Here is a 21798-nt window from a genome sequence, read left to right as displayed (position 1 = left end):
AACATGAATCCTTACATTGTTACCCCTGACCTGAATGGGGAAGGTCTGCACATCGGTATTGTGCGTGCGCGTTTCAACGAATCCATCGGCCTGACCGAGTTGGAAGCCTGCCTGAAAGAGCTGGAAGCCTTGGGCGTGGACGAGCGTGATGTAACGGTTCTGTCCGTTCCGGGCGCGCTGGAACTGGGCATCACGCTGGGCCAGATGGCTGAAACCGGCGAGTTTGATGCCCTGATCGCGCTGGGCGCGGTTATTCGTGGCGACACCTACCACTTTGAAGTGGTCAGCAACGAAAGTGCGTCGGCCATTACCCAGGTCTCCCTGGCCACCGGCATCCCGGTTGCCAACGGGGTACTGACCACCAACACAGATGAACAAGCCGAAGTTCGCGCTGCTGAAAAAGGTCGCGAGTGCGCCCGTACAGCGGTCGAACTGGGCAATCTTATCGCCGTCCTCGAGCCTGAGCTGGACGACGATGAGGACGAAGATTACGAGGACGAAGATCTTGACGACGACAAATAAAGTCCCGGCCGCCAAGGCCAACGGACGATCCGCGCGCCGCCGTTCGCGCGAATTTGCCCTGCAGGGCATCTACTCCTGGCTGTTGCGAGGCGCTGATGGCCTGCAGGAAGCCACCTCCATCGACGCCCATATCCGCGGTGACGAGGAGTTTGGCGAAGCCGATGCAGCCTGGTTCAAAACCCTGCTGTTTGGCGTCATGCGCGAGGCCCCCGTGCTGCGCGAGCGCTTTTTGCCGTACGTGGACCGTCCTTTGGAAGAGCTCTCTCCCATTGAACACGGCATCTTGCTGATTGGCAGCTACGAACTGGTGCATCACGTTGAAGTGCCTTACCGTGTTGCCATTAATGAAGCGGTTGAACTGGCCAAATCCTTTGGCGGTACCGATGGCTTCAAATTCGTGAACGGCGTGCTGGACAAACTGGCTGCCGACGTACGCGCCCCTGAAGTCGCCAAGCAGGCCCGCCGCTAAAGCAGGGCGCGCCGTGCTGAACGAGTTCGGTCTTATCCAGCAGTATTTCAATCGTCCCGCTCCCGAAGGCTATTTGGGAGTGGGCGATGACTGCGCCCTCTTTACACCGACGCCGGGCTGGCAACTGGCCAGCAGCGTGGACCTTCTGATCGAAGGTCAGCATTTCTTTGCCGACGTCGACCCTTTCTTGCTCGGACACAAAGCGCTGGCGGTGAATCTGTCGGATCTGGGTGCCATGGGAGCTAAGCCACGGGCGTGCCTGCTGGCCTTGTCCATGCCTGACGTCCGTCCCCCATGGTTAGAGGCCTTTTCCGCCGGTTTATTCCAACTGGCCGATCAGGCGCAATGCCCTTTGATAGGTGGCGATACCACGCGCAGCCGGCAAGGGGTCGTGATCAGCATTACGGTACTGGGCGAAGTCCCGGCGGGGCAGGCGTTGCGGCGCAGCGCGGCCCGGCCAGGTGACGATATCTGGCTGACGGGTACCTTGGGGGCAGCAGACATTGCCTTGCGTCTGCTGCAAGGACGTTTGGCGGCAGACCCTGCGCGTCTGGCTGCCAGCCGCGCAGCCTTGGAGCAGCCCTGGCCGCCCTATCGTCTGGGGCATGCTCTGGCAGGCGTGGCTCACGCCGCCATTGATGTTTCCGACGGTCTGGTTCAGGATCTGGGGCATATCGCCACAGCCAGCCAATGCGCCGCTCATCTGGATTGGGATGCCTTGCCGCTGGACCGCGCCTTGCTGGGACTGCCTGCCTCCTTGCAACGCGAAGCGGCACTGGTGGGGGGTGATGTGTTTCAACTTTGTTTTACGGCAGCGCCCGAGCAAAGAGAGTCCGTCATGGCACTGGCCCAGCGCGAGGGTGTGTCGCTAAGCCGCGTGGGCACCATGCAGCGTGGCAGCGGGGTGTATGTGCGTGATCAACAGGGCTTGCATCCTGCTCCTGCCCAGGGCGGTTTTGATCATTTTGGTGGCTGAGGCTGTGTCATGAGCACCTTTCCGGACCCTTCATTGAATCCTATTCAACGTCCCACCCTGGATTGGGTCGTGAAAAAACCCTGGCGTCTGATCGCCTTTGGCGGTGGCACGGGGGTATTGCGCCCGGGGCCGGGCACCTGGGGCACAGTGCTGGCTTGGGTTTTGTGGGTTCTGGGTCTGCACGTGCTGACTGATACCCATATGGCCCTTTTTCTGTCCGTTTCCTTTTTTCTGGGCTGCTGGGCCTGTCACCGTACCGGCTACGATCTGGGCGTGTCTGACCACAGTGGCATGAATTGGGATGAGATGGTGGCGTTCTGGCTGGTGTTGTGGCTGATCCCGCAGACCTGGCTGGCGCAGGCAATTGCATTCGCGTTATTTCGTTTCTTTGATATTCTCAAGCCTGCGCCTATCCGCTATTTTGATCGCCGTTTGCATAACGGCTTTGGCGTGATGTGGGATGATTTGCTGGCCGCAGCGTACACCTTGTTGGGGATGGCGGTTCTGGTACGTTTTGGAGTTTTCTCATGAGCGAACACGAGCACGGCAACGCCGCCCTGGCCTTGGGGCGAGCCCTTAACGATCGTGGCTGGATGGTGGCCTGTGCCGAATCCTGCACGGGCGGCCTGCTGGCCGCAGCCCTGACAGACTTGCCCGGTTCCAGCGCCTGGTTTGAACGCGGCCTGGTGACCTACAGCAACAAGGCCAAGGTGCAGGAGCTGGGCGTCAACCAGGAAACCCTCGATCGTTTCGGGGCTGTCAGCGAAGAGACCGCCATGGAAATGGCAGCCGGTGCGCTCGAAGCCAGCGCGGATGCAGAACTGGCGATTTCGACAACCGGCATTGCCGGCCCGGATGGCGCGACCCCCGGCAAACCGGTCGGACTGGTGTGCTTTGGCTTTGCCCAGCGCCGTGGCGATGGGATTGTGACCCGTGCTTCTGCCCGCATCTTTAACGGCGACCGGGCGCAAATCCGTCAGCAGGCCGTGGAATATGCGCTGACCAGTGCGCTGACCATGCTCAATCCCGCCTGATTTCTGCGTCAGGCCGGCAGCATCAAACCCAGCTGCCGGGCGCTCGAACGAAGTTCTGGCAGGCAGCGTTCGATCAGCTTTTCTTCCGAGTCCTGCCAGTCCTTGATGCTGATGCTCATTCCCGCTACGACGCGTCCGCTGGCGCTGCGTACGGGAACGCCTATGGCCGTCAAACCCAGTTCAAGCTCCTCCTTGATCAGGGAATAGTCTTTCTCCTGAACCTGCTTTAATTCGCGTAGCAAGGCTTCGCGCGTATGGGCGGTGTATTGCGTCATGATTTTGAACGGCGCCAGTTCCAGATATGCCTCCAACCTGCTTTGTGGCAGCTGGGACAGCATCATGCGTCCGATCGAGGTGCAATGCGCGGGCAGACGACTTCCCAGGCCCAGAGAGACCGTCAGCACGCGTTGCCGCTGGGCGCGCGCCAGATACAGAATTTCGTCCCCGTCCAGCAACGCCAAGGCGCAGGTTTCCCCGACCCTGTCACTCAAATCGTCCAGTATGGGCTGGGCCAGACTGACGATTGAGGTTGACGAAAAATAGGCATGGCCCAGTTGCAAAATGGCCGGGCGCAGCTTCCAGAACGGCCCATCCTGTTCGGCATAGCCCAGCGCCTGCAAGGTATAGAGACAGCGCTGTACCACGGCCCGTGCCAAGCCGGTCTTCAAGGCAATTTCAGCGGCGCGCAAGGGTCGCCTGCGGTCAGAGAAAGCGGTAATAACCTGCAGGCCACGGGCCAGTGACTGCATATAGTCTGGATCGCCTTTGTAGTTGATGGTGGCGGGGGCGCTCTCTTTGGTTTTTGTCATGGCGAGATGAAGGGGCCAAATTTGTTTTGTTCGATTAACGAACTTGTTGGGATTGTCGAGAATTATCGATGATAAATTGTAAAAAAAACAAGACTTAGCAGCTTAATAATCAAGTTCGATTATCGAACAAAATAAGTTTGGAGTGATACATGAAGAATGTTCTGACCCATAAATGGGTTCCGTTTCTAGCCGGAGTAGGTGTTTTGCTCACAGCGCTGAGTGCTCAGGCGGCGTACCCCGACAAGCCCATTCGTTTGGTTGTGCCTTTTACGCCGGGTGGGGTCACTGATGTGATTGCGCGCGGTGTCGCACAGCAAATGTCCGAGGACCTGGGTCAGATCATCATCGTGGAAAACAAGCCTGGCGCAAGTGGAATTATTGCCACGGACTTTGTTGCCAAATCCGCGCCCGACGGCTACACCGTGCTGCTCGCGGCAGTGGGTCAGGCCGTCGTCAATAACCATCTCTATAAGAAATTGCCTTACAAGCCTGAGCAGGATTTAACGGCGGTGTCCTTGGTGGCGGAAGGTCAGAACGTGTTGGTGGTGAACGCTCAGCAAAGCCCCTTCAAGTCCGGTCAAGAGCTTATTCAGTATGCTCGCGCCCATCCTGAAGAATTGACCTACGCTTCCTTTGGCAACGGTTCCTCCTCGCACCTGTCGGCAGCGGCTTTCACCACGATGGCGGATATTGATGTGATTCACGCTCCCTACCGAGGCAGTGCGCCTGCGATGACAGATCTGCTCGGTGGTCACATCTCTTTCATGTTCGACAGCATGGGAACGGCGATCACGCATATCAACGCCAATACGGTGCGTCCCTTGGCCGTGTCCGGGCCCGAGCGTTCCTCGTTGTTGCCAGAGGTCCCCACGTTTGCGGAACTGGGTCTGGACCAGGGCTATAACGTGACGGCCTGGTTTGGTTTTCATGTCAGCAGCGGCACCCCGGCCCAAATTGTGGAGCGTTTGAGCCAGTCCATGAAAGCCGTCAGCCAGAATGCCGAGTTTGTGGAAACGTTTCGCCGCCAAGGCGTGGAGATCAAGTCGTCCACTCCTGCCGAGTACGCCGCGTTTCTGCAACAGGAGAACGAGAAGCTGGGTAGTCTGATCAAGCAAGCCAATATCACGCTGGACTAATGGTTGTTAAATGGAGCACTGTAACGTGAGCGATCAGCAGCCCTGTGATGCTAGGCGTCCCGCCCCCTTGGAGGGAATCCGGGTTCTGGACCTGACCCGGATTCTGGCCGGTCCCTGGTGTACGCAGAACCTGGCGGACCTGGGGGCCAATGTATATAAGATCGAGCGTCCCGAAACGGGTGATGACACGCGCGCCTGGGGCCCTCCCTTTTTGCAGACCCCCGATCGGGAAGATACGGCTGAGGCGGCCTATTACTTGTCGGCCAACCGTAACAAGCAGTCGATCAGTCTGGACATTGCCAGCCAGGAAGGGGCAGACGTGGTGCGTGCCATGGCACGGGAATGCGACATTTTGGTGGAGAACTTCAAGGTGGGTGGCCTTGCTAAATACGGGCTGGACTACGCCAGCTTGAAAGCAATCAACCCTCGCCTGATTTATTGCTCGATTACCGGGTTTGGCCAGACAGGTCCGTATGCCGAGCGTCCGGGTTATGACTTCATGATCCAGGCCATGGGTGGCATGATGAGCCTGACGGGCGAGCGTGATGACAAGCCCGGTGGTGGCCCCCAGAAGGCGGGGGTTGCCGTGGCGGACCTGATGACGGGCATGTATGCCACCAGCAGCATTCTGGCTGCCCTGTTCGAGCGCACGCGCAGCGGCCTGGGGCAGCATATTGATATAGCCCTGCTGGATTGTCAGGTTGCCATGCTGGCAAACCAGAATATGAACTATCTAGTCAGCGGGCAGGCACCCAGGCGGGCAGGCAACGCCCACCAGAATCTGGTGCCGTATCAGGTGTTTCCGACAGAAGATGGTCACATCATTGTGGCTATCGGTAATAACCGTCAGTTCGCGGCTTACTGCGAAGCGATTGGTCACCCGGAGATTGTTGAGGATTCGCGTTTCAACATTAACAGTCAGCGGGTCAAGCATCGTGATGAGCTGGAGCAAATCCTGAGCACTGCAATGCAGAAGCATCCTAGTGCTTATTGGCTGGAAGCCCTGGACAAGATCGGCGTGCCAGCCGGGCCGATCAATGACCTGCATGGGGTGTTCTCGCACCCGCAGGTGCAGGCCCGCAAGATGCGTATTGAGCTGGACCATAGTCAGGCGGGAAAAGTCAGCATGACAGCCAGCCCCATGCGTTTTTCGGATAGCCCGGTCTCTTATCGCATGGCTCCGCCCCAGCTGGGGGAGCATACCGATCAGGCTTTGGAGAGTCTGCTGGGCGCTCAGAGTCCTGAGCTGAAACAGTGGCGTGAAAAACAGCAGCCTTCGCTTGGCTGAATCGAGCGCCTGGTGAAAAGCCCTGTTCATCGAGATGGTATCTCGATGAACAGGGCTTTTTTTATTGATAGAGGGTGGCTGGCGCGATTCCTGTCCTTGTCTCGGTCGCCACCACAGTCCCCATCATTTCTGTCCTTATTTTCGCGATTGTCGCTGCGGTCCGGTGCCTGGGCTGAGGCACCGGCTGCCTGTTGCTTTAACAAGTGGCGAGATACAGGGTTCAGCGTTGTTTATTGCGGGCATCGTTAATGGCATTGCGTGTGGCAATGGCGGCGGCCTGTGCGGCGTCCCGCCAGTCATCACTGCGGCTGGCGTAAAGGACGGCACGCGAGGAATTGATCATCATGCCGTTGCCTTGTGAGTCCATGCCAGCGGCCACGGTGGCGACTACATCCCCTCCTTGCGCGCCGATGCCAGGTACCAGCAATGGCATATCACCAATCCGGGCACGTACTTTGCCAATTTCTTCAGGGAAGGTGGCGCCAACCACCAGAGCACATTGACCATTCGTGTTCCACTTCTCTGCGACCAGGCTGGCTACATGCAGATACAAGGGAGTGCCGTCAGCCATTTCCATGAATTGCAGGTCCGAACCACCGGGGTTGGAGGTACGGCACAGCACGATTACGCCCTTGTCCTGGTGTTCCAGATAAGGCTCGACGGAATCAAAACCCATATAAGGACTGACTGTGACGGCGTCTGCGCGATAGCGCTCAAAGGCTTCGCGAGCATACTGCTCTGCCGTTGAGCCTACGTCTCCGCGCTTGGCATCGAGCACGATGGGCAGATGGGGGTAGCGGTTGCGGATGTAGTCGCACAGGTCTTGCAGCTGATCCTCGGCGCCCTGGGCGGCAAAGTAGGCGATCTGCGGTTTGATGCCACAGGTGTAGTCGGCGGTAACATCCACAATCGCCTTGCAAAATTCGTAAATCGCTCCGGGTTTGCCGGCCAGCTCCAAAGGCAGACGGGCAGGGTCCGGGTCCAGACCCACCATCAACATGGATTGGTTGTCCGTCCAGGCACGGTTCAGTTTTTCTATGAATGTCATGGGAATCAGGAAAGTAAACGGCTATATAAAAAGCTGAGCCAGACGGCGCCAGCAAAAATAAGGGATAGCAGGACGGCGGCGCTGGCCAGGTCCTTGGCCCGTCCGATCAAGGGGTGATGCTCCAGGGTAATGGAGTCGGCCAGCGCCTCCAGAGCCGAGTTCAACAGTTCGACCACCAGCACAAAGACCAGTGTGGCCAGCAGGACCAGAATCTGCACGGGACTTTCTCCCAGCCAGAATGCCAGCGGCGTCAGGATGACGGCCAGCGCCAGTTCCTGACGAAAGGCGGCCTCATGGCGCAGGGCGGCAGCCAGACCTTGGCCGGAGTAGCGCAAGGCATTGAATAGGCGGCCCAAACCACCTTTGCTTTTGAACGGAGAGTCTGACATGAAGGAAGCTGCAGATTGAAGTGCCCTGATTATAGGGGTTTGCTTGAACGAAAAAAAACCGGATGGAAAAATCCATCCGGTTTTTGAACTAAAAGCGTAGCGATCAGGGCAGAAGTGATCAATTTCTGCCCGGACCGGGGTACGGATAGATGGCTTAGAAGCCGCCCATGCCACCCATGCCGCCCATGCCACCCATGTCAGGCATGGCAGCAGCAGGCTTGTCTTCCACGATTTCAGTAACAGCCACTTCGGTAGTCAGCAACAGGCTGGCGATCGACGCTGCGTTTTGCAGGGCAGTGCGAGTTACCTTGGTGGGGTCCAGGACGCCTTGCTCGACCAGGTCACCGTACTCGCCGGTAGCGGCGTTGTAGCCGTAGGTGCCGGTGCCGCTGGCCACTTGGTTCACAACCACGCTGGCTTCTTCGCCGGCGTTGGTCACAATGGTGCGCAAAGGAGCTTCGATAGCACGCAGGATCAGCTTGATGCCGGCGTCCTGATCGGTGTTGTCGCCCTTCAGTTCGGCAACAGCAGCGCGAGCACGGATCAGTGCAACGCCACCACCAGGAACGATACCTTCTTCGACGGCTGCGCGAGTTGCGTGCAGGGCGTCTTCAACGCGGGCTTTCTTCTCTTTCATTTCGACTTCGGTGGCAGCACCCACGCGAATCACGGCAACACCGCCAGCCAGCTTGGCCACGCGCTCTTGCAGTTTTTCACGGTCGTAGTCGGAGGTGGACTCTTCGATCTGGACGCGGATCTGTTTCACGCGTGCTTCGATGTCGGTGCCGTTGCCAGCGCCGTCGATGATCGTGGTGTTTTCTTTGGCCACTTCAATGCGCTTGGCCTGACCCAGGTCGTCCAGCGTCGCTTTTTCCAGGGACATACCGGTTTCTTCAGAGATCACGGTACCGCCAGTCAGGATAGCGATGTCTTCCAGCATGGCCTTGCGACGATCGCCAAAGCCAGGAGCCTTGACAGCGGTTGTCTTCAGGATGCCGCGGATGTTGTTCACAACCAGAGTTGCCAGAGCTTCGCCTTCCACGTCTTCAGCAACGATCAGCAAAGGACGGCTGGTCTTGGCAACTTGCTCCAGTACGGGCAGCAGGTCACGAATGTTGGAGATTTTCTTGTCGAAAATCAGAACAAACGGATCGTCCAGAACAGCAACTTGCTTGTCAGCGTTGTTGATGAAGTAAGGGGACAGGTAGCCGCGGTCAAACTGCATGCCTTCGACCACGTCCAGCTCGTTTTCCAGGGATTTGCCGTCTTCAACGGTAATCACGCCTTCCTTGCCCACTTTGTCCATGGCATTGGCGATGATTTCACCAATGGAGTGGTCGCTGTTGGCGGAGATGGAACCGACCTGAGCGATTTCCTTGCTGGTGGTGCAAGGACGGGACAGTTGACGCAGTTCGTCAACCACTACGCTGACAGCCTTGTCGATACCGCGCTTCAGGTCCATTGGGTTGATGCCGGCGGCAACAAACTTCAGGCCTTCTTCAACGATGGCCTGGGCCAGAACCGTAGCGGTCGTGGTACCGTCACCGGCATTGTCGGAGGTTTTGGAAGCAACTTCTTTAACCAGTTGAGCACCGATGTTCTCGAACTTGTCTTTCAGTTCGATTTCCTTGGCAACGGACACACCGTCTTTCGTCACGGTAGGAGCGCCAAAGGAGCGGTCCAGAACAACGTTGCGGCCTTTGGGGCCCATGGTGGTCTTAACAGCGTTAGCCAGAACATTGACGCCGCGTACGATGCGGGTGCGTGCGTCGTCGCCGAAGTAAACTTGTTTTGCAGTCATGGTTTGAATCCTATTGAATTTTCGTTGGCGGTACTTATTCGATCACGGCGAAGATTTCTTCTTCGCGGATCACCAGCAGCTCTTCGCCGTCGATCTTGACGGATTGGCCGGAGTACTTGCCAAACAGAACTTTGTCGCCGACCTTCAGGTCCAGCGCCAGAACCTTGCCGTCCTCGGTTTTCTTGCCGGGGCCAACGGCCAGGATTTCGCCTTGATCGGGCTTTTCAGTCGCGCTCTCGGGGATAACGATACCGGAAGCGGTGGTGCGTTCGTTGTCCAGACGCTTGACGATCACGCGATCGTTCAAAGGACGCAGTGCCATGGAGAAACTCCTGTTTAAGATGACTTTAGTTGTTGGTCCGATTTTGGGGGCGAGGCGTTTTAGCACTCTGCCCCTTCGAGTGCTAATTATAGGGACGACTTTTCTAATTTCAAGAGCACCCGGGTCGTGTTGTTACATATTTGTCCTGGGGCGTGGAGCTTCAGGGGACACAAAGGCCTGGCGACGGCAAGCGTCAGCATCCTGCTTTGCGGTTCGTCCCCCTTCAGCATACGCGTTTATTCATGTCAGGGCAGATCGGGCGGGGCCTCTTTCAATTTGCTTCAACGTCCTGCCAGGCTACGGGCGTCGCTCCCCACAGGTTCAGACCGTGCTTGCGCCTGCGCTCAAATCTGGCGCGGGTGTCGCTGGCAACAACGGATCGATAGCCCGGCACAGGGCCAGCAAGTGATCGTCCGCGCCAATATCGGCCTCGACCAATATGCCTACCGGCAAACCTGCCGACAGGCCGACAGGCAAAGAGATGCCCGGTGCGCCCAGGTTGGAGCCCAGATCCGTGCGGGAAATATAGGTATTGAAGGTAGGCACCGCCTTGCCGTTGAGCAGGGTGGTTTCATCGTCGCCGATCGGGCAGGCTGTCAGAGGAGTCGTCGGGAAGATCAGGCCGCTTATGTCGGAGCTGCGCAGAAGGTCGGTGTAAGCTTGCTGCATCAGGGGGCGGTCAAGGTTCAGAGCTTCTTCATAAGCCTCTTGGCTGATGGTGTAGTCGCCCGTTATGGCATCAAAGATTTCCTTCACGTCGGGGCTGTTGATGCCCGCAATCAGCTCGTCAAGCCCAATGCCGTACTTGTTTTCAGCCAGGTATAAAGGCAAGGTCTGCAAGGTCTCGTACAGCACAATCGGCATGCCTACACGGGCATTCCGGGCCAATAGTGGCGACAGGTCGACCTCTACCAAGGTCACCCCGGCTTTTTGCAGATCATCCAGGAATGCCAGGGTGACCTTAGCCACGCCCGCATCCAGATTTTTCCAGAAACTATCACGCGGCACGCCCAGACGCAGTTCTTTCAAGGACGGCGTGGCAATGAGGGAGGGGGCTTTCTGGCACAGAACGGAGTCCAGCAAACTGATGTCCGCCAGGCTGCGCGTCATGGGGCCTGCCGTATCGCGGGTGGGAGACAGGGGCACAATGCCCTGGCCCGAGTATCGGCCTACCGTGGGACGAAAGCCGTACAAGCCACACAGGGAGGCAGGCAAACGGACCGAGGCGCCGGTATCGGTGCCCAGGCCAGCGGGAAACTGACGGGCAGCAACGGCGGTAGCCGTACCGCCAGACGAACCACCGGGAATGCGGTTGGGATCATACGGGTTGCGGCTCGGACCTGTGGTGGCATTGTTGGTGGTAATGCCAAAGGCCAGCTCATGCATCACGGCTTTGGCCGGCAGGACGGCACCAGCCTGACGCAATTGGCTGACAATCTGCGCATCCTGGAGAGGAAAACGGCCTTGTAGCGCGCCCGTGCTGGAGGTGGTGGGCATGTCGGTGGTGTTCAGGTTGTCTTTCAACACCAGTGGTACGCCGTCCAGGGCGAGAGCCTGGCCACGGGCGCGGCGTGCGTCGGATTGATCGGCCTGCTGATAAAACAGCGCCGGGTCCAGGTGCGCCAGACCGCCCAGATGGGCCATTTTCTGGGATTGCTGCAGCAGCTCTTCTGCAATTTCGCGGGCGCTAAATTGCTGCTTTTCCAGCCCTGCCAGCAGTTCGCTGGCGCTAAGTTCGGTCAATGCCATGGAGTCTCTCCTGGGGGCCGGTACTGGCCCCTGCCTGTGATCGTGAAATCAATCAGCCTCTATAAGGGCTGTCTTGAATAAAAAGAGACGTTAAGGGTATCAGCAAGCACAGGACTGGGCTTAGCTTGCTCGCCAAATGACCTTGTTGCGGCCAGCATGTTTGGCCTCGTATAAAAGCCGGTCTGCCTGTTCAATCGCCTGGTTGATGTCGCCATTGCTGTTGAGCTGCACGACTCCGAAGCTGGCTGTCAGCGTATGGGCGGTAGCGGCAATGGGCAGATTCATCACACTGCTGCGCAGGCGCTCGGCCACCAGGACGGCCGTATGCAGGCTGGTGCTGCGTATCAGCATGACAAACTCTTCGCCGCCGAAGCGGGCTGCCAGATCGTCTTGTCGGACCGTCCGAGCCAGCAAGGCTCCGAATTCCCTCAGGGCCCGGTCACCAGCGGCATGTCCCCAGGTGTCATTGAGTGACTTGAAATGGTCCAGATCGCAGGTCAGCACGGCCCAGCCGTTGTGACCATACAGTTCCAGGCGTTTTTTGACCTGTTCAAAAAAAGCACGGCGGTTGAGCAGACGCGTCAGCGGGTCCCGGCTGCGTTCATGGTCCAGCGTCTGAACAATGGACATGGCCGTGCTGGTCAGGATGGCTAGCGCCAGCCAGATGCTGATGAACATATTGGTTGCCAGCATGAGCAGCCAAAAGCCCGAGCGAGTCAGTTCCAATTGCCCATCATGGGGAATGACGGTCGCCAAAATGGCAACGCGGATAAAGGCATAGATCAGTACGATCAGGTAGGAGGCCCGCAGCAAGGTACGAAGGGGCAGAGTGGGTGCGTGTCCATACAGGATGGTTTTGGCCGGCAAGGCAACCAGCAAGGCCAGGCCCGAATTCAGGATCAGCAAACGCAGCCACAGTTGATCATCGACGCGGGAAAAATAAAAGAGCAGGCCCAAGGTCGTGGCCATGATCAGGCAGGCCCCGCCGGCATGACTGCGCCCTCCAAAGCGTAAGGCCACCCCTTGGGCCATTGCCCATACCCCCAGCAGATACATGGAAGATAAGGGCAGGGTCCAGCGGGCCAGCAGCTCGGTGGGCATCAGGCTGTGAATGCCCATGGGAATGGAGGTGGCGATATAACCGCTGGCAATCCAAAGCAGATAACGGTGATCGCGCAGGCGGCTCCAGCAGTAGATCATGGCGATGCCCAGCAAAGCCGCACAGGCAGGGACGATCAGAACGAAATACTGATTGGGTGAGGACACGGTAAGTGACGTGCAATAAAAAAGGTTAAAAACCGGCGTTACAACAATTGTAACGATATTGCCGTGTGACAAACGTTTGATGCTTGAGAACAAACACTTTAATCGTGCAAAAGAGGACGTTTTGATCTGCTTTATGCATCTTTTTCGAGACTGGGCAGGTAATTAGGCGCTTGCAGGAACAGACTGCGGGGAAGTATCAGCCCGCTTTAAACCCCAAAGCAGAACCAGTCCTGCCGCTAACGGTGTCCCTCGTGTCAATAAAGAAGGGGGGAGCCGTCGTGGCCCCCCCTTGGCAGGCTGCGACCACTTTTTTTATGGTGCTGTTTCAACCAATACCAGCTCTGCATCGTCCAGCGCCTGAATATCCAGGGACGTTTCCTGGCGGATCGCGGCCCCGTCACGGGCATTTAATTCGAGTCCATTGACCAAAACCCGTCCTTTGGCAGGCACCAGATAGGCCAGATGGCCGGCTGGCAGCGATACGCTGGTGCGCTGACCTTTTTGCAGGGTCGCTCCCAGTACCCGGGCTTGGGCACGAATGGGCAAGGCTTCCGTGTCACTGTCAAAACCGCTGGCCAAGGCCACAAACTGACCCGAGCGCTCCGCTTTGGGAAAAGGTTTGGCACCCCATGCGGGAGGCAGGCCACGGCGCGCTGGCTGAATCCAGATCTGGAAAATCTGGGTTGTGACACTTTCCAGGTTGTACTCGGCATGCCGGATACCGGTGCCGGCACTCATGACCTGCACATCGCCTGCTTCGGTGCGCCCTTTGTTGCCCAGGCTATCCTGGTGGCTGATGGCCCCTTCACGCACATACGTGATGATTTCCATGTCAGCATGATCGTGAGGGGGAAAACCGGTATTGGAGGCGATGGTGTCATCGTTCCAGACACGCAGCGTCCCCCAGCCCATCCGGGCGGGATCGTAATAATTGGCAAAGGAAAAATGGTGCTTGGCGTCCAGCCAGCCGTGGTTGGCGCCGCCCAGTTCATTAAAAGGCCGATGTTCAATCATGATGCGCTCCTTGATTTTGCGTATTGAAAAACATTCTAGGCCGCTTGTTGGCGTAATAAAATAGAATTAATAGCATAGTATTTATTCCAAAAATTACATGAAAACGCTCCCCGATCTTCAGGCCTGGGCGATTTTTGCCACTGTCGCTGAAACCGGCTCATTTGCCCAGGCAGCCGAGGTGTTGGGCCTGTCGCAGCCCACTGTCTCCAAGGCCATCGCCCGGCTGGAAAAGCAGCTGAATATTTCTTTGTTTCACCGCACGTCTCGGCGTCTATCTCTGACAGAGACCGGTCTGGCCAGCCTGGAGCAGGCGCAAACTGTGTTGGCCGCTGGGCAAGGTGCTGAAGCGCTGGCGCGCGATCAGTGGGAAAGCCTGCAAGGGCGGATAAAGATTGCGGCGCCCATGTCTTTTGGGCTCGAGCATCTGGCGCCTTTGCTGCCAGCCTTTATGAAGCAGCACCCCGCGGTGTTGCTGGATCTGCACTTTAATGATGCCCAGGTCAATATTGTCGAGCAGGGCTTTGACATGGCCTTGCGCATCTCCACGATGGACGATTCCAGTCTTTTAGTGCGTCGGTTGTGCAATCTGCGTTTGCGTTTGGTCGCGGCCCCTGCCTATCTGGCCAACTATGGCAGGCCGGCGCATCCCAGCGATTTGGCCCGGCACAGCAGTCTGCGCTATGCCTACGAGCGACGAGGCAGCGTCTGGCGCTTTCAGCAAGGGGCCGAGCACTACTCGCAAACGGTGCCTTGCCGCTTGCAGGTCAATAATGCCCAGGCCTTGATGGCGCCGTTGCTGCAGGGGCTGGGCTTGGCCGTGCTGCCGCAGTTTCTGCTCGGTGACCTGGTCGAGCAAGGTTTGCTGGAAGTGGTCTTGCCGCAATGGGATCTGCCCAGCCTGACTTTGCATTTGCTCACTCCGCCTGGCCGCTCGCGCCCGGCTCGGGTGCAGGCCTTTATCGATTTTCTGGTGGCCAGTTTTGAGCGTGCGCCCTGGGCAGAGGATAGTCCGTAAAAGACCGCTTACGTTTTGCCGTTAGACTGTCCGCTACACCCTTGTTTTCTAGGAGATCACCATGGATAAACGTCCTCCCTTGCCCCCCTTCGATCTGGACAGCGCCCGTCAGAAAGTACGCGCAGCAGAGGATGCCTGGAATAGCCGTGACCCGGTCAAGGTTTCGCAGGCTTATACCGTGGATACGCGCTGGCGCAATCGCAGCGAATTTCCGCAGGGACGCGATCAGGTCCAATCTTTTTTAGAACGTAAATGGCAAAAAGAGCGTGAATATCGTTTGATCAAAGAAATATGGGCCTGGCATGAAAACAGAATCGCGGTGCGCTTTGCGTATGAATGGCAGGATGAATACGGGCAATGGTGGCGCAGTTATGGAAATGAAAATTGGGAATTTGATGAGCATGGCTACATGGCGGTACGGCATGCCAGTATTAACGATGTGGCTATTGCCCAGTCCGAGCGCAAGTTCCATTGGCCTTTGGGGCGTCGCCCCGACGATCATCCCGGTTTGAGTGAATTAGGTCTGTAATTTCAAGTCCTGAGTCCTTGGAAACGGGACAAGGTCCGTGGATACCTCCCCACGCAATACAAATCCGGTCTGGTCAACGCCAAACCGGATTTTTTAAATCTGTAATCTCGATGTCTCAGCCGTACTGGCCTGAAATGAATAGAGGTAAAAATATTGAAGTTTCCCTGTTCGCCGTCAAAGACAGACGGGCGAATAAATGGTTTAGTGTTGAGTTAGCCTTCCTTTAACTTCAAGGAGTCCTCTATCATGAATCACCCTGCTGGCTTGAGTGCGACCGCAGAGGCGGCGGATTGCCCCGCGCCGTCCAGTCACTATTCCCGATTGATCGAGCAAGCTCGCAAAGAGCCCAAGCGGATTTGTGTGGTGGCTCATCCCTGCGACGACGTGTCTTTGGGGGCAGCCTTGCAGGCTCGGGCACAAGGTCTGTTCGATATCGTATTGGTGGGACCGCAGGCTCGTTTGCATGCCGTGGCGGCGCAACATGGTTTGAGTCTGGAAGGAATCACCTTGATTGATACGCCTCACAGCCATGCCTCGGCCGAGCGGGCGGTGCAAGAGGTGCTGGCGGGACGGGCGCAACTGCTGATGAAGGGCAGCCTGCATACCGATGAGCTGATTCAGGCCGTGCTGTGTACCGGGGGCAAGGGTTTGCGCACGGGACGCCGTCTGAGCCATGTTTTTATTATGGACGTGCCCCGTTACCCCGAGCCTTTGTTCGTGACCGATGGCGCCATCAATATTTTTCCGGACTTGAGCACCAAGGCGGACATTGTGCAAAACGCCATTGATCTGCACCATGGACTGGGGCTGGGTACACCGCTGGTGGCCATCCTGTCTGCCGTCGAGCAGGTGACGGAAAAAATCCCGACCACGCTGGAAGCCGCCGCCTTGTGCAAGATGGCCGACCGCGGCCAGATTACCGGGGCGGTGTTGGATGGCCCCTTGGCGCTGGACAATGCCATCAGCCCCGAGGCGGCACGCATCAAATGTATTGTGTCGCCAGTGGCGGGCAAGGCGCAGATTCTGGTGGCCCCCGATCTGGAAGCGGGCAATATGCTGGCCAAGAATCTGACTTTTCTATCCGGTGCGCAGGCAGCCGGTATTGTGATGGGCGCGCGTGTGCCCATTATTCTGACCAGTCGCGCCGACAGTGCACAGACCCGTTTGGCCTCTTGCGCGGTGGCCAGTATTTATGCCGGCTATCTGGAGCGTAAAGTTGCCTTGGAGGCCAAGCATTCATGAGCGAGCAGATTCTGGTTGTTAATGCGGGCAGCTCCAGCCTGAAGTTTCATATGTACCAGGTTCAGCCGGGCGACCAGCTTGACTTTGAGTTTGGCGGCCAGGTCTCGGGCATTGGCAGTACCCAGCCCGCTTTCAAGGTCAAGAATGCGCAAGGGCAGTCCCTGATCAAGCAGGATCTGGCCGCTGAGCAGGCCAGAGATTTGCACACAGCCCAAGCTCTGGTGGCACGCTGGTTACTGGAGCATGTGGAGGGTCGGCCCATTGCGGTGGGTCATCGTATCGTGCATGGCGGTGCGCGTTACGACAAAAGCGTGCCCCTGACGCCGCAGGTTCTGGCCTATCTGGACAGTCTTTCACCCTTGGCTCCCTTGCATCAGCAGAACAATCTGGCTCCAGTGCGAGTGATTTTCGAGCACTATCCGGAAATTTTTCAGGTGGCCTGTCTGGACACGGCGTTCCATCAGGGGCATGTACCTTATTTGCAGCATTTCGCCTTGCCGGAACGTTTCTTTGAGCAGGGTGTGCGCCGCTACGGGTTTCACGGCCTGTCCTACCACTATATTTCACAGCACCTGCGACAGGAGTTTCCCGAGCTGGCCGATGGGCGGGTGGTCGTGGCTCATCTGGGCTCGGGCGCTTCGGCCTGTGCCCTGAAAGAAGGGCGCAGCGTGCATACCACCATGGGGTTTACCGCACTCGATGGTTTGCCGATGGGCACACGGCCGGGACGTCTGGACGCCGGCGTGGTCTTGTGGATGCTGGAGCAGGGCATGGATCACGACGAGATTCAGTCCGTGCTCTACACCCAATCCGGTCTGAAAGGCCTGTCGGGCGAACAGGCTGATATGCGGGCACTGGAGGCGTCCGATGATCCGCGAGCCAAACTGGCCGTGCAATACTTTTGTTACCACACGGCCGAGAACTTGGCTGGCTTATGCGTGGCCCTGAAGGGGCTCGATACCTTGGTGTTTACAGCAGGTATTGGCGAGCACAGCCCGTCCATACGTGCAGGCATTGCGCAGCACCTGGAATGGCTGGGAGTGGAAATTGATCCGATACGTAACCAGAAGGGGCAAACCGTCATTTCCACAGACGACAGCCCGGTCAGGGTTCTGGTCATTCCTACCAATGAGGAACGGGTGATTGCCGAGCAGTCTCTCGCTCTGGTGCGGGCAAGCCCCTAACATCGCAGGGGCTGCCTGAGGCCCCGGCGTCAGGCCGGGGCGCGTTCACGACCGATTTCTTCCTGCAGCCACTGCCGAAACGCGAGCAGGGGGGGATAATCACCGCGTCCCGCTGGACATGCCAGGTAATAGGCTTCCGTATTCGTGCAGGGCGAGTCCAGCGCCAGAACCAGATCACCCCGCTCCAGCTCCTGCTTGAACAGGAAGGTGGGCAGCAGCGCAATCCCAAGGCCGGAAATGGCGGCTTGCGTAATCAGTGCAAACTGGTCAAGCAACATGCCGTGAATACGCACGTTTTCCACGCCGTTGGCGCCGAACCAGCGCTCCCACGCATCTGGCCGCGAAACCAGATGCAGCAAGGGGGCCTTGAGCAAATCCGCGGCCGTCTCAAACCGATAGTGCTCGCGCATGCCGACGCTACAGGCCGGCACCACCGTTTCTGACATCAGAAAATCCAGATGGGCTCCCGGCCAGTCGGGCAGGCCGTAATGGATGGCGGCATCCACATGTTCCATTTGAAAGTCAAAGGGCTGCAGGCGCGTGAGCAGATTGATGGTGATGCCCGGGTGCGTGGCAAGAAACGCTGGCAATCGGGGGGCAAGCCAGCGTGTACCGAACGTTGGCAAGATCGCCAGATTCAGTGTTCCGCCGTGGGGATTGGCTTTGAATCCCAAGGTGGCATTGGCAATACGCCGCAGTGCATCGCTTAGTTCCTGGGCGTAGGTACTGCCAGCCTGGGTCAGACGAACGGTTTGGCGTTCTCTGATGAAAAGGTCCGCGCCCAGTATTTCCTCCAGTAGCCGGATCTGCCGGCTGACCGCGCTTTGGGTCAGACTCAGCTCGCCTGCCGCGGCTGTGAAACTGCCCAGGCGTGCAGCAGCCTCAAAGGCCACCAGGACGTGCATGGGGGGAAGAAAGCGCTTGGGAATGGACATACCGGCTAGCTAAGGGAAAACGTTGAGTCATTCTATTCAGGAATGACTTGAGTTGGAATTATCGTTTGACCCCTCTTGTCCCCGCTCACAGAATGATGTGCAAGATAGCCGACTATTTCAGGCTTATAGGATTATGGGCTGCCGCGGACTGCGATGTGAAATAGCGCATGCCGGTAAGCGGGAGTGATTCACTCATGGACTGACCTTGCTGTGTCGTCAGGTCAGGCAACTTGCTGGTGGTTTTATGGACACCTCTGTTTTTATATCCAAGGACGAAATCCGTTCCCGGTTCTCGCGTGCCATGTCGGCCATGTATCAGCAAGAGGTGCCGCAGTACGGTGCCTTGTTGAGCTTGGTGCGTGAGATCAACGCCGCCGTGCTCGAGCGGGAGCCGACGCTGGAGCGCGACTTGCGGCAGCACTCGGAGCTGACCCGCCTGGAGGTGGAGCGTCATGGTGCGATTCGGGTCGGAACAGCAGCGGAGCTCAAAGGGATTGCCCAGATTTTTGCGGTCATGGGCATGTATCCCGTGGCTTATTACGATCTGTCCGTGGCGGGGGTGCCGGTTCATTCCACCGCGTTTCGCCCTGTGGATGAGCACGCACTGCAGATCAACCCTTTTCGGGTATTTACCTCTTTACTCAGGCTGGAACTGATCGAAGATGTGAGCCTGCGCCAACAGGCGGCCGCCATCTTGTCGCAGCGATCGATTTTTCCACCCGGGCTGTTGGAGCTGGCCGCGCAAGCCCAGGCGGCAGGGGGACTGACCGAGCCGCAGGCCAAGGAGTTTGTAACGGCGGCCACGGAGGTTTTTCGCTGGCATCGCCAAGCCACTGTTGATCAGGACACCTATCGCAAGTTCTATGCAGCGCATCGTCTGCTGGCCGATATTGTGTGCTTCAAGGGGCCGCACATCAATCACCTTACGCCCAGAACTCTGGACATTGACGCCGTACAAGAGGCGATGCCTCAACGGGGCATTCCCGCCAAAGAGTTGATCGAAGGCCCGCCGCGACGGCGCAACCCCATCCTGCTGCGTCAGACCAGCTTCAAGGCCTTGGAAGAGGAGATTGAGTTTGTCGGCCAGACGCGGGCCGGTTCCCATACCGCGCGCTTTGGCGAGATCGAGCAACGTGGTGTGGCCTTGACGCGGGCAGGCCGCGCACTTTACGACTCTTTGCTGATGCAGGCCAGAGAACTCGGGTCGCAAGCAAGGTCTACGCAGACGTACACCGAGCGTCTCCAGCATGTCTTTACTCAGTTCCCGGATGACGAGCATGAGCTGTATGAACGTGGACTGGCTTTTTTCCGGTTTGAGCCACGGGACCCGGTTGTCTGGCAGCAAGAAGTGGCCGCTGGCCGGCCCTGGGACCTGCCTGATCTGGTCAAGCGCGGGGTGGTCGCACTAAGCCCGATTACGTACGAAGATTTTCTGCCGGTCAGCGCAGCGGGGATTTTTCAGTCCAACCTGGGTGATGCGGAGCAAAAAAACTATGTCTCGCAGGCGGCTCGCGCGGAATTTGAACGCAACCTGGGCAGTCCTGTGCTTGATGAGATTGATCTGTACCAGGCTGCTCAGACGCGCTCCGAGCAGGCGTTGCAGCAACGTTTTCTTGCGAAGTCAAAAGCATGAATGCGCACGAGCGCAGTCACGGCCTGTGGCAGGCTTCCGCGCCGCCCGCGCCGGCGTGTGAGCGCTTACAAGGCTCCGTTAAGGCCGATGTCGCCATTATGGGTGCGGGCTTTACCGGTTTGTCTGCTGCTTTGCATCTGGCGCAGGCCGGGGTTCGGGTCGTCGTGCTGGAAGGGGCGCAGATCGGTTTTGGGGGATCGGGACGAAACGTGGGTCTGGTCAATGCGGGCCTGTGGCTTGAACCGGAAACGCTGCTCAAGACAGTGGGCTCGCCTTACGGAGATCGCCTGCTGCATTTGTTAAGTGGGGCACCGGCGGCGGTGTATGAGCTGGTGGCCCAGCACCGGATGGATTGTCAGGCCGTGCAGGCCGGTACCTTGCATTGTGCGGTAGGGGCGGGTGGTCTACGCAATATCCGTGAGCGTTGGCGCCAATGGCAGCAGCTTGGGGCGCCAGTCGAGTTGCTCGATCAAATACAGGTGGCTGAGGCAACGGGAACCACCGCCTATGCGGGGGCCTTGCTGGATCGGCGTGCTGGCACGATTCAACCTTTGGCCTATGTTCGGGGTCTGGCGCGGGCCGCGATGCAAGCAGGGGCCCGCATCTATGAGCAAACTGCGGTCAGACGGGTTGAGGACGGCCGCACGCACTGGGTGCTGCAGACCGAGGATGGCCAGGTGCTGGCGCCGTGGGTGATTGTGGCGACCAATGCTTACACCAGTGATGTCTGGCCCGCCTTGCCTGCAGAATTGGTGCGTCTGCCGTATTTCAATGTGGCCACGCAACCCCTGGATGCCGCGCTGCGCGCCCAGATTCTGCCGGGAAAGCAGGGGGTCTGGGATACGCGTTCGGTTCTGTCTTCCTACCGTTTCGATCAGGCCGGACGCCTGGTTTTTGGCAGTGTGGGGGCATTGCGCGACCGTGGGCGCTCAGTGCACAAGGCCTGGGCACAACGTGCCTTGCGGCAGCTGTTTCCGGCCCTGAAGCAGGTGCAGTTTGATTATGAGTGGTATGGGTGGATAGGCATGACGTCGGATGCCGTGCCGCGTCTGCACCAGTTGGGGCGGCAGGTCTGGTCCTTTAGCGGCTATAACGGGCGAGGCATTGCCCCCGGCACGGTCTTTGGGCGCGAACTGGCGAATTTGATCGTGGGGCGGAGCAAGGTGCAGGACTTGCCCCTGCCTGTGTCTGCGCTCAAACCGGTTTCATGTAAACCCTTGAAGGAGGCGGGCTATGAATACGGGGCGCAGTTGGCGCATTTTGTCGGTGCCCGCAGCCTGTCGGGACAGCGCCGATCTTGAGATTGTCGATCGTTCAGCCGATGACAAACCTTGGGTTACGCAGTGGCCTGCTGGCGATAGCGGCAGACCTGCCTGTCCCGAAGGCTGACGCTTTATGTTCAGGAAGGGGAGGGCTTTTGCAGGCCGATCTTCCGCA

Annotated in this window: 22 protein-coding genes; 13 read left to right on the top strand and 9 right to left on the bottom strand. The window is 58.2% G+C overall.

Going from position 1 to position 21798, the window contains the following annotated elements; all coding sequences use genetic code 11:
• Positions 1 to 3 precede the first annotated feature (3 nt).
• The 5 genes from ribH to RSQ48_RS13755 are packed head-to-tail and all read left to right on the top strand — an operon-like array spanning position 4 to position 3001.
• Positions 4 to 522 carry a 6,7-dimethyl-8-ribityllumazine synthase gene (ribH, locus tag RSQ48_RS13775; RefSeq protein WP_003802371.1) on the top strand — a complete coding sequence of 173 codons (519 nt, stop codon included), beginning with the start codon at positions 4 to 6 and terminating at the stop codon, positions 520 to 522.
• Entirely contained in the window at positions 476 to 991 is a 516-nt protein-coding gene (gene nusB, locus RSQ48_RS13770; protein ID WP_051010438.1) for a transcription antitermination factor NusB, read from the top strand. The genes ribH and nusB overlap by 47 nt, the downstream gene beginning before the upstream one ends.
• Positions 992 to 1004: 13 nt before the next feature.
• On the top strand, positions 1005 to 1967 hold the full coding sequence (gene thiL, locus RSQ48_RS13765; RefSeq protein WP_415301896.1) for a thiamine-phosphate kinase: 963 nt from the start codon (positions 1005 to 1007) through the stop codon (positions 1965 to 1967).
• A gap of 9 nt (positions 1968 to 1976) precedes the next feature.
• Positions 1977 to 2498, top strand: coding sequence for a phosphatidylglycerophosphatase A (locus RSQ48_RS13760; RefSeq protein ID WP_415301895.1), 522 nt, complete (start codon positions 1977 to 1979; stop codon positions 2496 to 2498).
• On the top strand, positions 2495 to 3001 hold the full coding sequence (locus RSQ48_RS13755) for a CinA family protein (RefSeq protein ID WP_003802364.1): 507 nt from the start codon (positions 2495 to 2497) through the stop codon (positions 2999 to 3001). The genes RSQ48_RS13760 and RSQ48_RS13755 overlap by 4 nt, the downstream gene beginning before the upstream one ends.
• An 8-nt stretch (positions 3002 to 3009) precedes the next feature.
• On the opposite strand, the gene RSQ48_RS13750 is transcribed toward RSQ48_RS13755, so the two are convergent.
• Positions 3010 to 3810, bottom strand: coding sequence for an IclR family transcriptional regulator domain-containing protein (locus RSQ48_RS13750; protein ID WP_003802362.1), 801 nt, complete (start codon positions 3808 to 3810; stop codon positions 3010 to 3012).
• A gap of 149 nt (positions 3811 to 3959) precedes the next feature.
• Between RSQ48_RS13750 and RSQ48_RS13745 the strand changes: the two genes are divergently transcribed.
• Complete coding sequence (locus tag RSQ48_RS13745) at positions 3960 to 4946, top strand: Bug family tripartite tricarboxylate transporter substrate binding protein (protein ID WP_003802360.1); 987 nt, start codon at positions 3960 to 3962, stop codon at positions 4944 to 4946.
• Between the two features lie 25 nt (positions 4947 to 4971).
• The gene (locus RSQ48_RS13740; protein WP_415301894.1) at positions 4972 to 6234 is read left to right on the top strand and encodes a CaiB/BaiF CoA transferase family protein; all 1263 of its coding nucleotides are present in this window, start codon (positions 4972 to 4974) and stop codon (positions 6232 to 6234) included.
• A 220-nt stretch (positions 6235 to 6454) separates the two neighbouring features.
• On the opposite strand, the gene pyrF is transcribed toward RSQ48_RS13740, so the two are convergent.
• The 7 genes from pyrF to RSQ48_RS13705 all read right to left on the bottom strand — a co-directional run bounded on the left by pyrF (position 6455) and on the right by RSQ48_RS13705 (position 13823).
• A complete protein-coding gene (gene pyrF, locus RSQ48_RS13735) occupies positions 6455 to 7282 on the bottom strand; it encodes an orotidine-5'-phosphate decarboxylase (protein WP_003802357.1) in 828 nt (275 codons plus the stop codon).
• 5 nt (positions 7283 to 7287) lie between these two features.
• The gene (locus RSQ48_RS13730) at positions 7288 to 7671 is read right to left on the bottom strand and encodes a diacylglycerol kinase (protein ID WP_003802355.1); all 384 of its coding nucleotides are present in this window, start codon (positions 7669 to 7671) and stop codon (positions 7288 to 7290) included.
• Positions 7672 to 7825: 154 nt separating this feature from the next.
• Positions 7826 to 9472, bottom strand: coding sequence for a chaperonin GroEL (gene groL, locus RSQ48_RS13725; RefSeq protein WP_003802354.1), 1647 nt, complete (start codon positions 9470 to 9472; stop codon positions 7826 to 7828).
• Positions 9473 to 9506: 34 nt separating this feature from the next.
• Positions 9507 to 9794 carry a co-chaperone GroES gene (locus tag RSQ48_RS13720; protein WP_003802352.1) on the bottom strand — a complete coding sequence of 96 codons (288 nt, stop codon included), beginning with the start codon at positions 9792 to 9794 and terminating at the stop codon, positions 9507 to 9509.
• A gap of 321 nt (positions 9795 to 10115) precedes the next feature.
• On the bottom strand, positions 10116 to 11543 hold the full coding sequence (gene iaaH, locus RSQ48_RS13715; protein ID WP_003802350.1) for an indoleacetamide hydrolase: 1428 nt from the start codon (positions 11541 to 11543) through the stop codon (positions 10116 to 10118).
• Positions 11544 to 11663: 120 nt separating this feature from the next.
• Positions 11664 to 12809, bottom strand: coding sequence for a sensor domain-containing diguanylate cyclase (locus RSQ48_RS13710; protein WP_003802348.1), 1146 nt, complete (start codon positions 12807 to 12809; stop codon positions 11664 to 11666).
• A gap of 312 nt (positions 12810 to 13121) precedes the next feature.
• On the bottom strand, positions 13122 to 13823 hold the full coding sequence (locus RSQ48_RS13705) for a pirin family protein (protein ID WP_003802346.1): 702 nt from the start codon (positions 13821 to 13823) through the stop codon (positions 13122 to 13124).
• A 97-nt stretch (positions 13824 to 13920) separates the two neighbouring features.
• Between RSQ48_RS13705 and RSQ48_RS13700 the strand changes: the two genes are divergently transcribed.
• From RSQ48_RS13700 to RSQ48_RS13685, 4 genes are all read left to right on the top strand, one after another.
• Positions 13921 to 14838 (top strand): LysR family transcriptional regulator, encoded by a 918-nt coding sequence (locus RSQ48_RS13700; RefSeq protein ID WP_003802344.1) that lies wholly within the window; start codon positions 13921 to 13923, stop codon positions 14836 to 14838.
• A 61-nt stretch (positions 14839 to 14899) separates the two neighbouring features.
• On the top strand, positions 14900 to 15367 hold the full coding sequence (locus RSQ48_RS13695; protein ID WP_003802342.1) for a DUF1348 family protein: 468 nt from the start codon (positions 14900 to 14902) through the stop codon (positions 15365 to 15367).
• Positions 15368 to 15613: 246 nt separating this feature from the next.
• Positions 15614 to 16609, top strand: a complete 996-nt coding sequence (locus tag RSQ48_RS13690; RefSeq protein WP_003802340.1) for a phosphate acetyltransferase — start codon at positions 15614 to 15616, stop codon at positions 16607 to 16609.
• A complete protein-coding gene (locus RSQ48_RS13685; RefSeq protein WP_131070855.1) occupies positions 16606 to 17793 on the top strand; it encodes an acetate/propionate family kinase in 1188 nt (395 codons plus the stop codon). The genes RSQ48_RS13690 and RSQ48_RS13685 overlap by 4 nt, the downstream gene beginning before the upstream one ends.
• Positions 17794 to 17822: 29 nt before the next feature.
• On the opposite strand, the gene RSQ48_RS13680 is transcribed toward RSQ48_RS13685, so the two are convergent.
• On the bottom strand, positions 17823 to 18728 hold the full coding sequence (locus RSQ48_RS13680) for a LysR substrate-binding domain-containing protein (RefSeq protein WP_003802334.1): 906 nt from the start codon (positions 18726 to 18728) through the stop codon (positions 17823 to 17825).
• A gap of 244 nt (positions 18729 to 18972) precedes the next feature.
• On the opposite strand from RSQ48_RS13680, the gene RSQ48_RS13675 reads away from it, so the two are divergent.
• Together RSQ48_RS13675 and RSQ48_RS13670 are read left to right on the top strand one after the other, a co-directional pair.
• Positions 18973 to 20361 carry a VOC family protein gene (locus RSQ48_RS13675; protein WP_003802333.1) on the top strand — a complete coding sequence of 463 codons (1389 nt, stop codon included), beginning with the start codon at positions 18973 to 18975 and terminating at the stop codon, positions 20359 to 20361.
• Complete coding sequence (locus RSQ48_RS13670; RefSeq protein ID WP_003802331.1) at positions 20358 to 21662, top strand: NAD(P)/FAD-dependent oxidoreductase; 1305 nt, start codon at positions 20358 to 20360, stop codon at positions 21660 to 21662. The genes RSQ48_RS13675 and RSQ48_RS13670 overlap by 4 nt, the downstream gene beginning before the upstream one ends.
• The last annotated feature ends 136 nt before the right edge of the window (positions 21663 to 21798 follow it).

The organism is Alcaligenes sp. SJTW-7, from assembly GCF_047716895.1.
Taxonomy (GTDB): Bacteria; Pseudomonadota; Gammaproteobacteria; order Burkholderiales; family Burkholderiaceae_B; genus Alcaligenes; species Alcaligenes ammonioxydans.
Note: the sequence above shows the minus strand (reverse complement) of the source record. Positions and strands in the feature narration are given on the sequence as shown.

Bases quoted from the DNA above. Each gene is read 5' to 3' on its own strand.
- RSQ48_RS13750 (WP_003802362.1), bottom strand. From the start codon at position 3,810: ATGACAAAAACCAAAGAGAGCGCCCCCGCCACCATCAACTACAAAGGC.
- RSQ48_RS13680 (WP_003802334.1), bottom strand. From the start codon at position 18,728: ATGTCCATTCCCAAGCGCTTTCTTCCCCCCATGCACGTCCTGGTGGCC.
- RSQ48_RS13755 (WP_003802364.1), top strand. From the start codon at position 2,495: ATGAGCGAACACGAGCACGGCAACGCCGCCCTGGCCTTGGGGCGAGCC.
- iaaH (WP_003802350.1), bottom strand. From the start codon at position 11,543: ATGGCATTGACCGAACTTAGCGCCAGCGAACTGCTGGCAGGGCTGGAA.
- RSQ48_RS13690 (WP_003802340.1), top strand. From the start codon at position 15,614: ATGAATCACCCTGCTGGCTTGAGTGCGACCGCAGAGGCGGCGGATTGC.
- RSQ48_RS13670 (WP_003802331.1), top strand. From the start codon at position 20,358: ATGAATGCGCACGAGCGCAGTCACGGCCTGTGGCAGGCTTCCGCGCCG.
- groL (WP_003802354.1), bottom strand. From the start codon at position 9,472: ATGACTGCAAAACAAGTTTACTTCGGCGACGACGCACGCACCCGCATC.
- nusB (WP_051010438.1), top strand. From the start codon at position 476: ATGAGGACGAAGATTACGAGGACGAAGATCTTGACGACGACAAATAAA.
- RSQ48_RS13720 (WP_003802352.1), bottom strand. From the start codon at position 9,794: ATGGCACTGCGTCCTTTGAACGATCGCGTGATCGTCAAGCGTCTGGAC.
- pyrF (WP_003802357.1), bottom strand. From the start codon at position 7,282: ATGACATTCATAGAAAAACTGAACCGTGCCTGGACGGACAACCAATCC.
- RSQ48_RS13760 (WP_415301895.1), top strand. From the start codon at position 1,977: ATGAGCACCTTTCCGGACCCTTCATTGAATCCTATTCAACGTCCCACC.
- RSQ48_RS13675 (WP_003802333.1), top strand. From the start codon at position 18,973: ATGGACACCTCTGTTTTTATATCCAAGGACGAAATCCGTTCCCGGTTC.
- RSQ48_RS13745 (WP_003802360.1), top strand. From the start codon at position 3,960: ATGAAGAATGTTCTGACCCATAAATGGGTTCCGTTTCTAGCCGGAGTA.
- RSQ48_RS13705 (WP_003802346.1), bottom strand. From the start codon at position 13,823: ATGATTGAACATCGGCCTTTTAATGAACTGGGCGGCGCCAACCACGGC.
- RSQ48_RS13730 (WP_003802355.1), bottom strand. From the start codon at position 7,671: ATGTCAGACTCTCCGTTCAAAAGCAAAGGTGGTTTGGGCCGCCTATTC.
- RSQ48_RS13695 (WP_003802342.1), top strand. From the start codon at position 14,900: ATGGATAAACGTCCTCCCTTGCCCCCCTTCGATCTGGACAGCGCCCGT.
- ribH (WP_003802371.1), top strand. From the start codon at position 4: ATGAATCCTTACATTGTTACCCCTGACCTGAATGGGGAAGGTCTGCAC.
- RSQ48_RS13685 (WP_131070855.1), top strand. From the start codon at position 16,606: ATGAGCGAGCAGATTCTGGTTGTTAATGCGGGCAGCTCCAGCCTGAAG.
- RSQ48_RS13700 (WP_003802344.1), top strand. From the start codon at position 13,921: ATGAAAACGCTCCCCGATCTTCAGGCCTGGGCGATTTTTGCCACTGTC.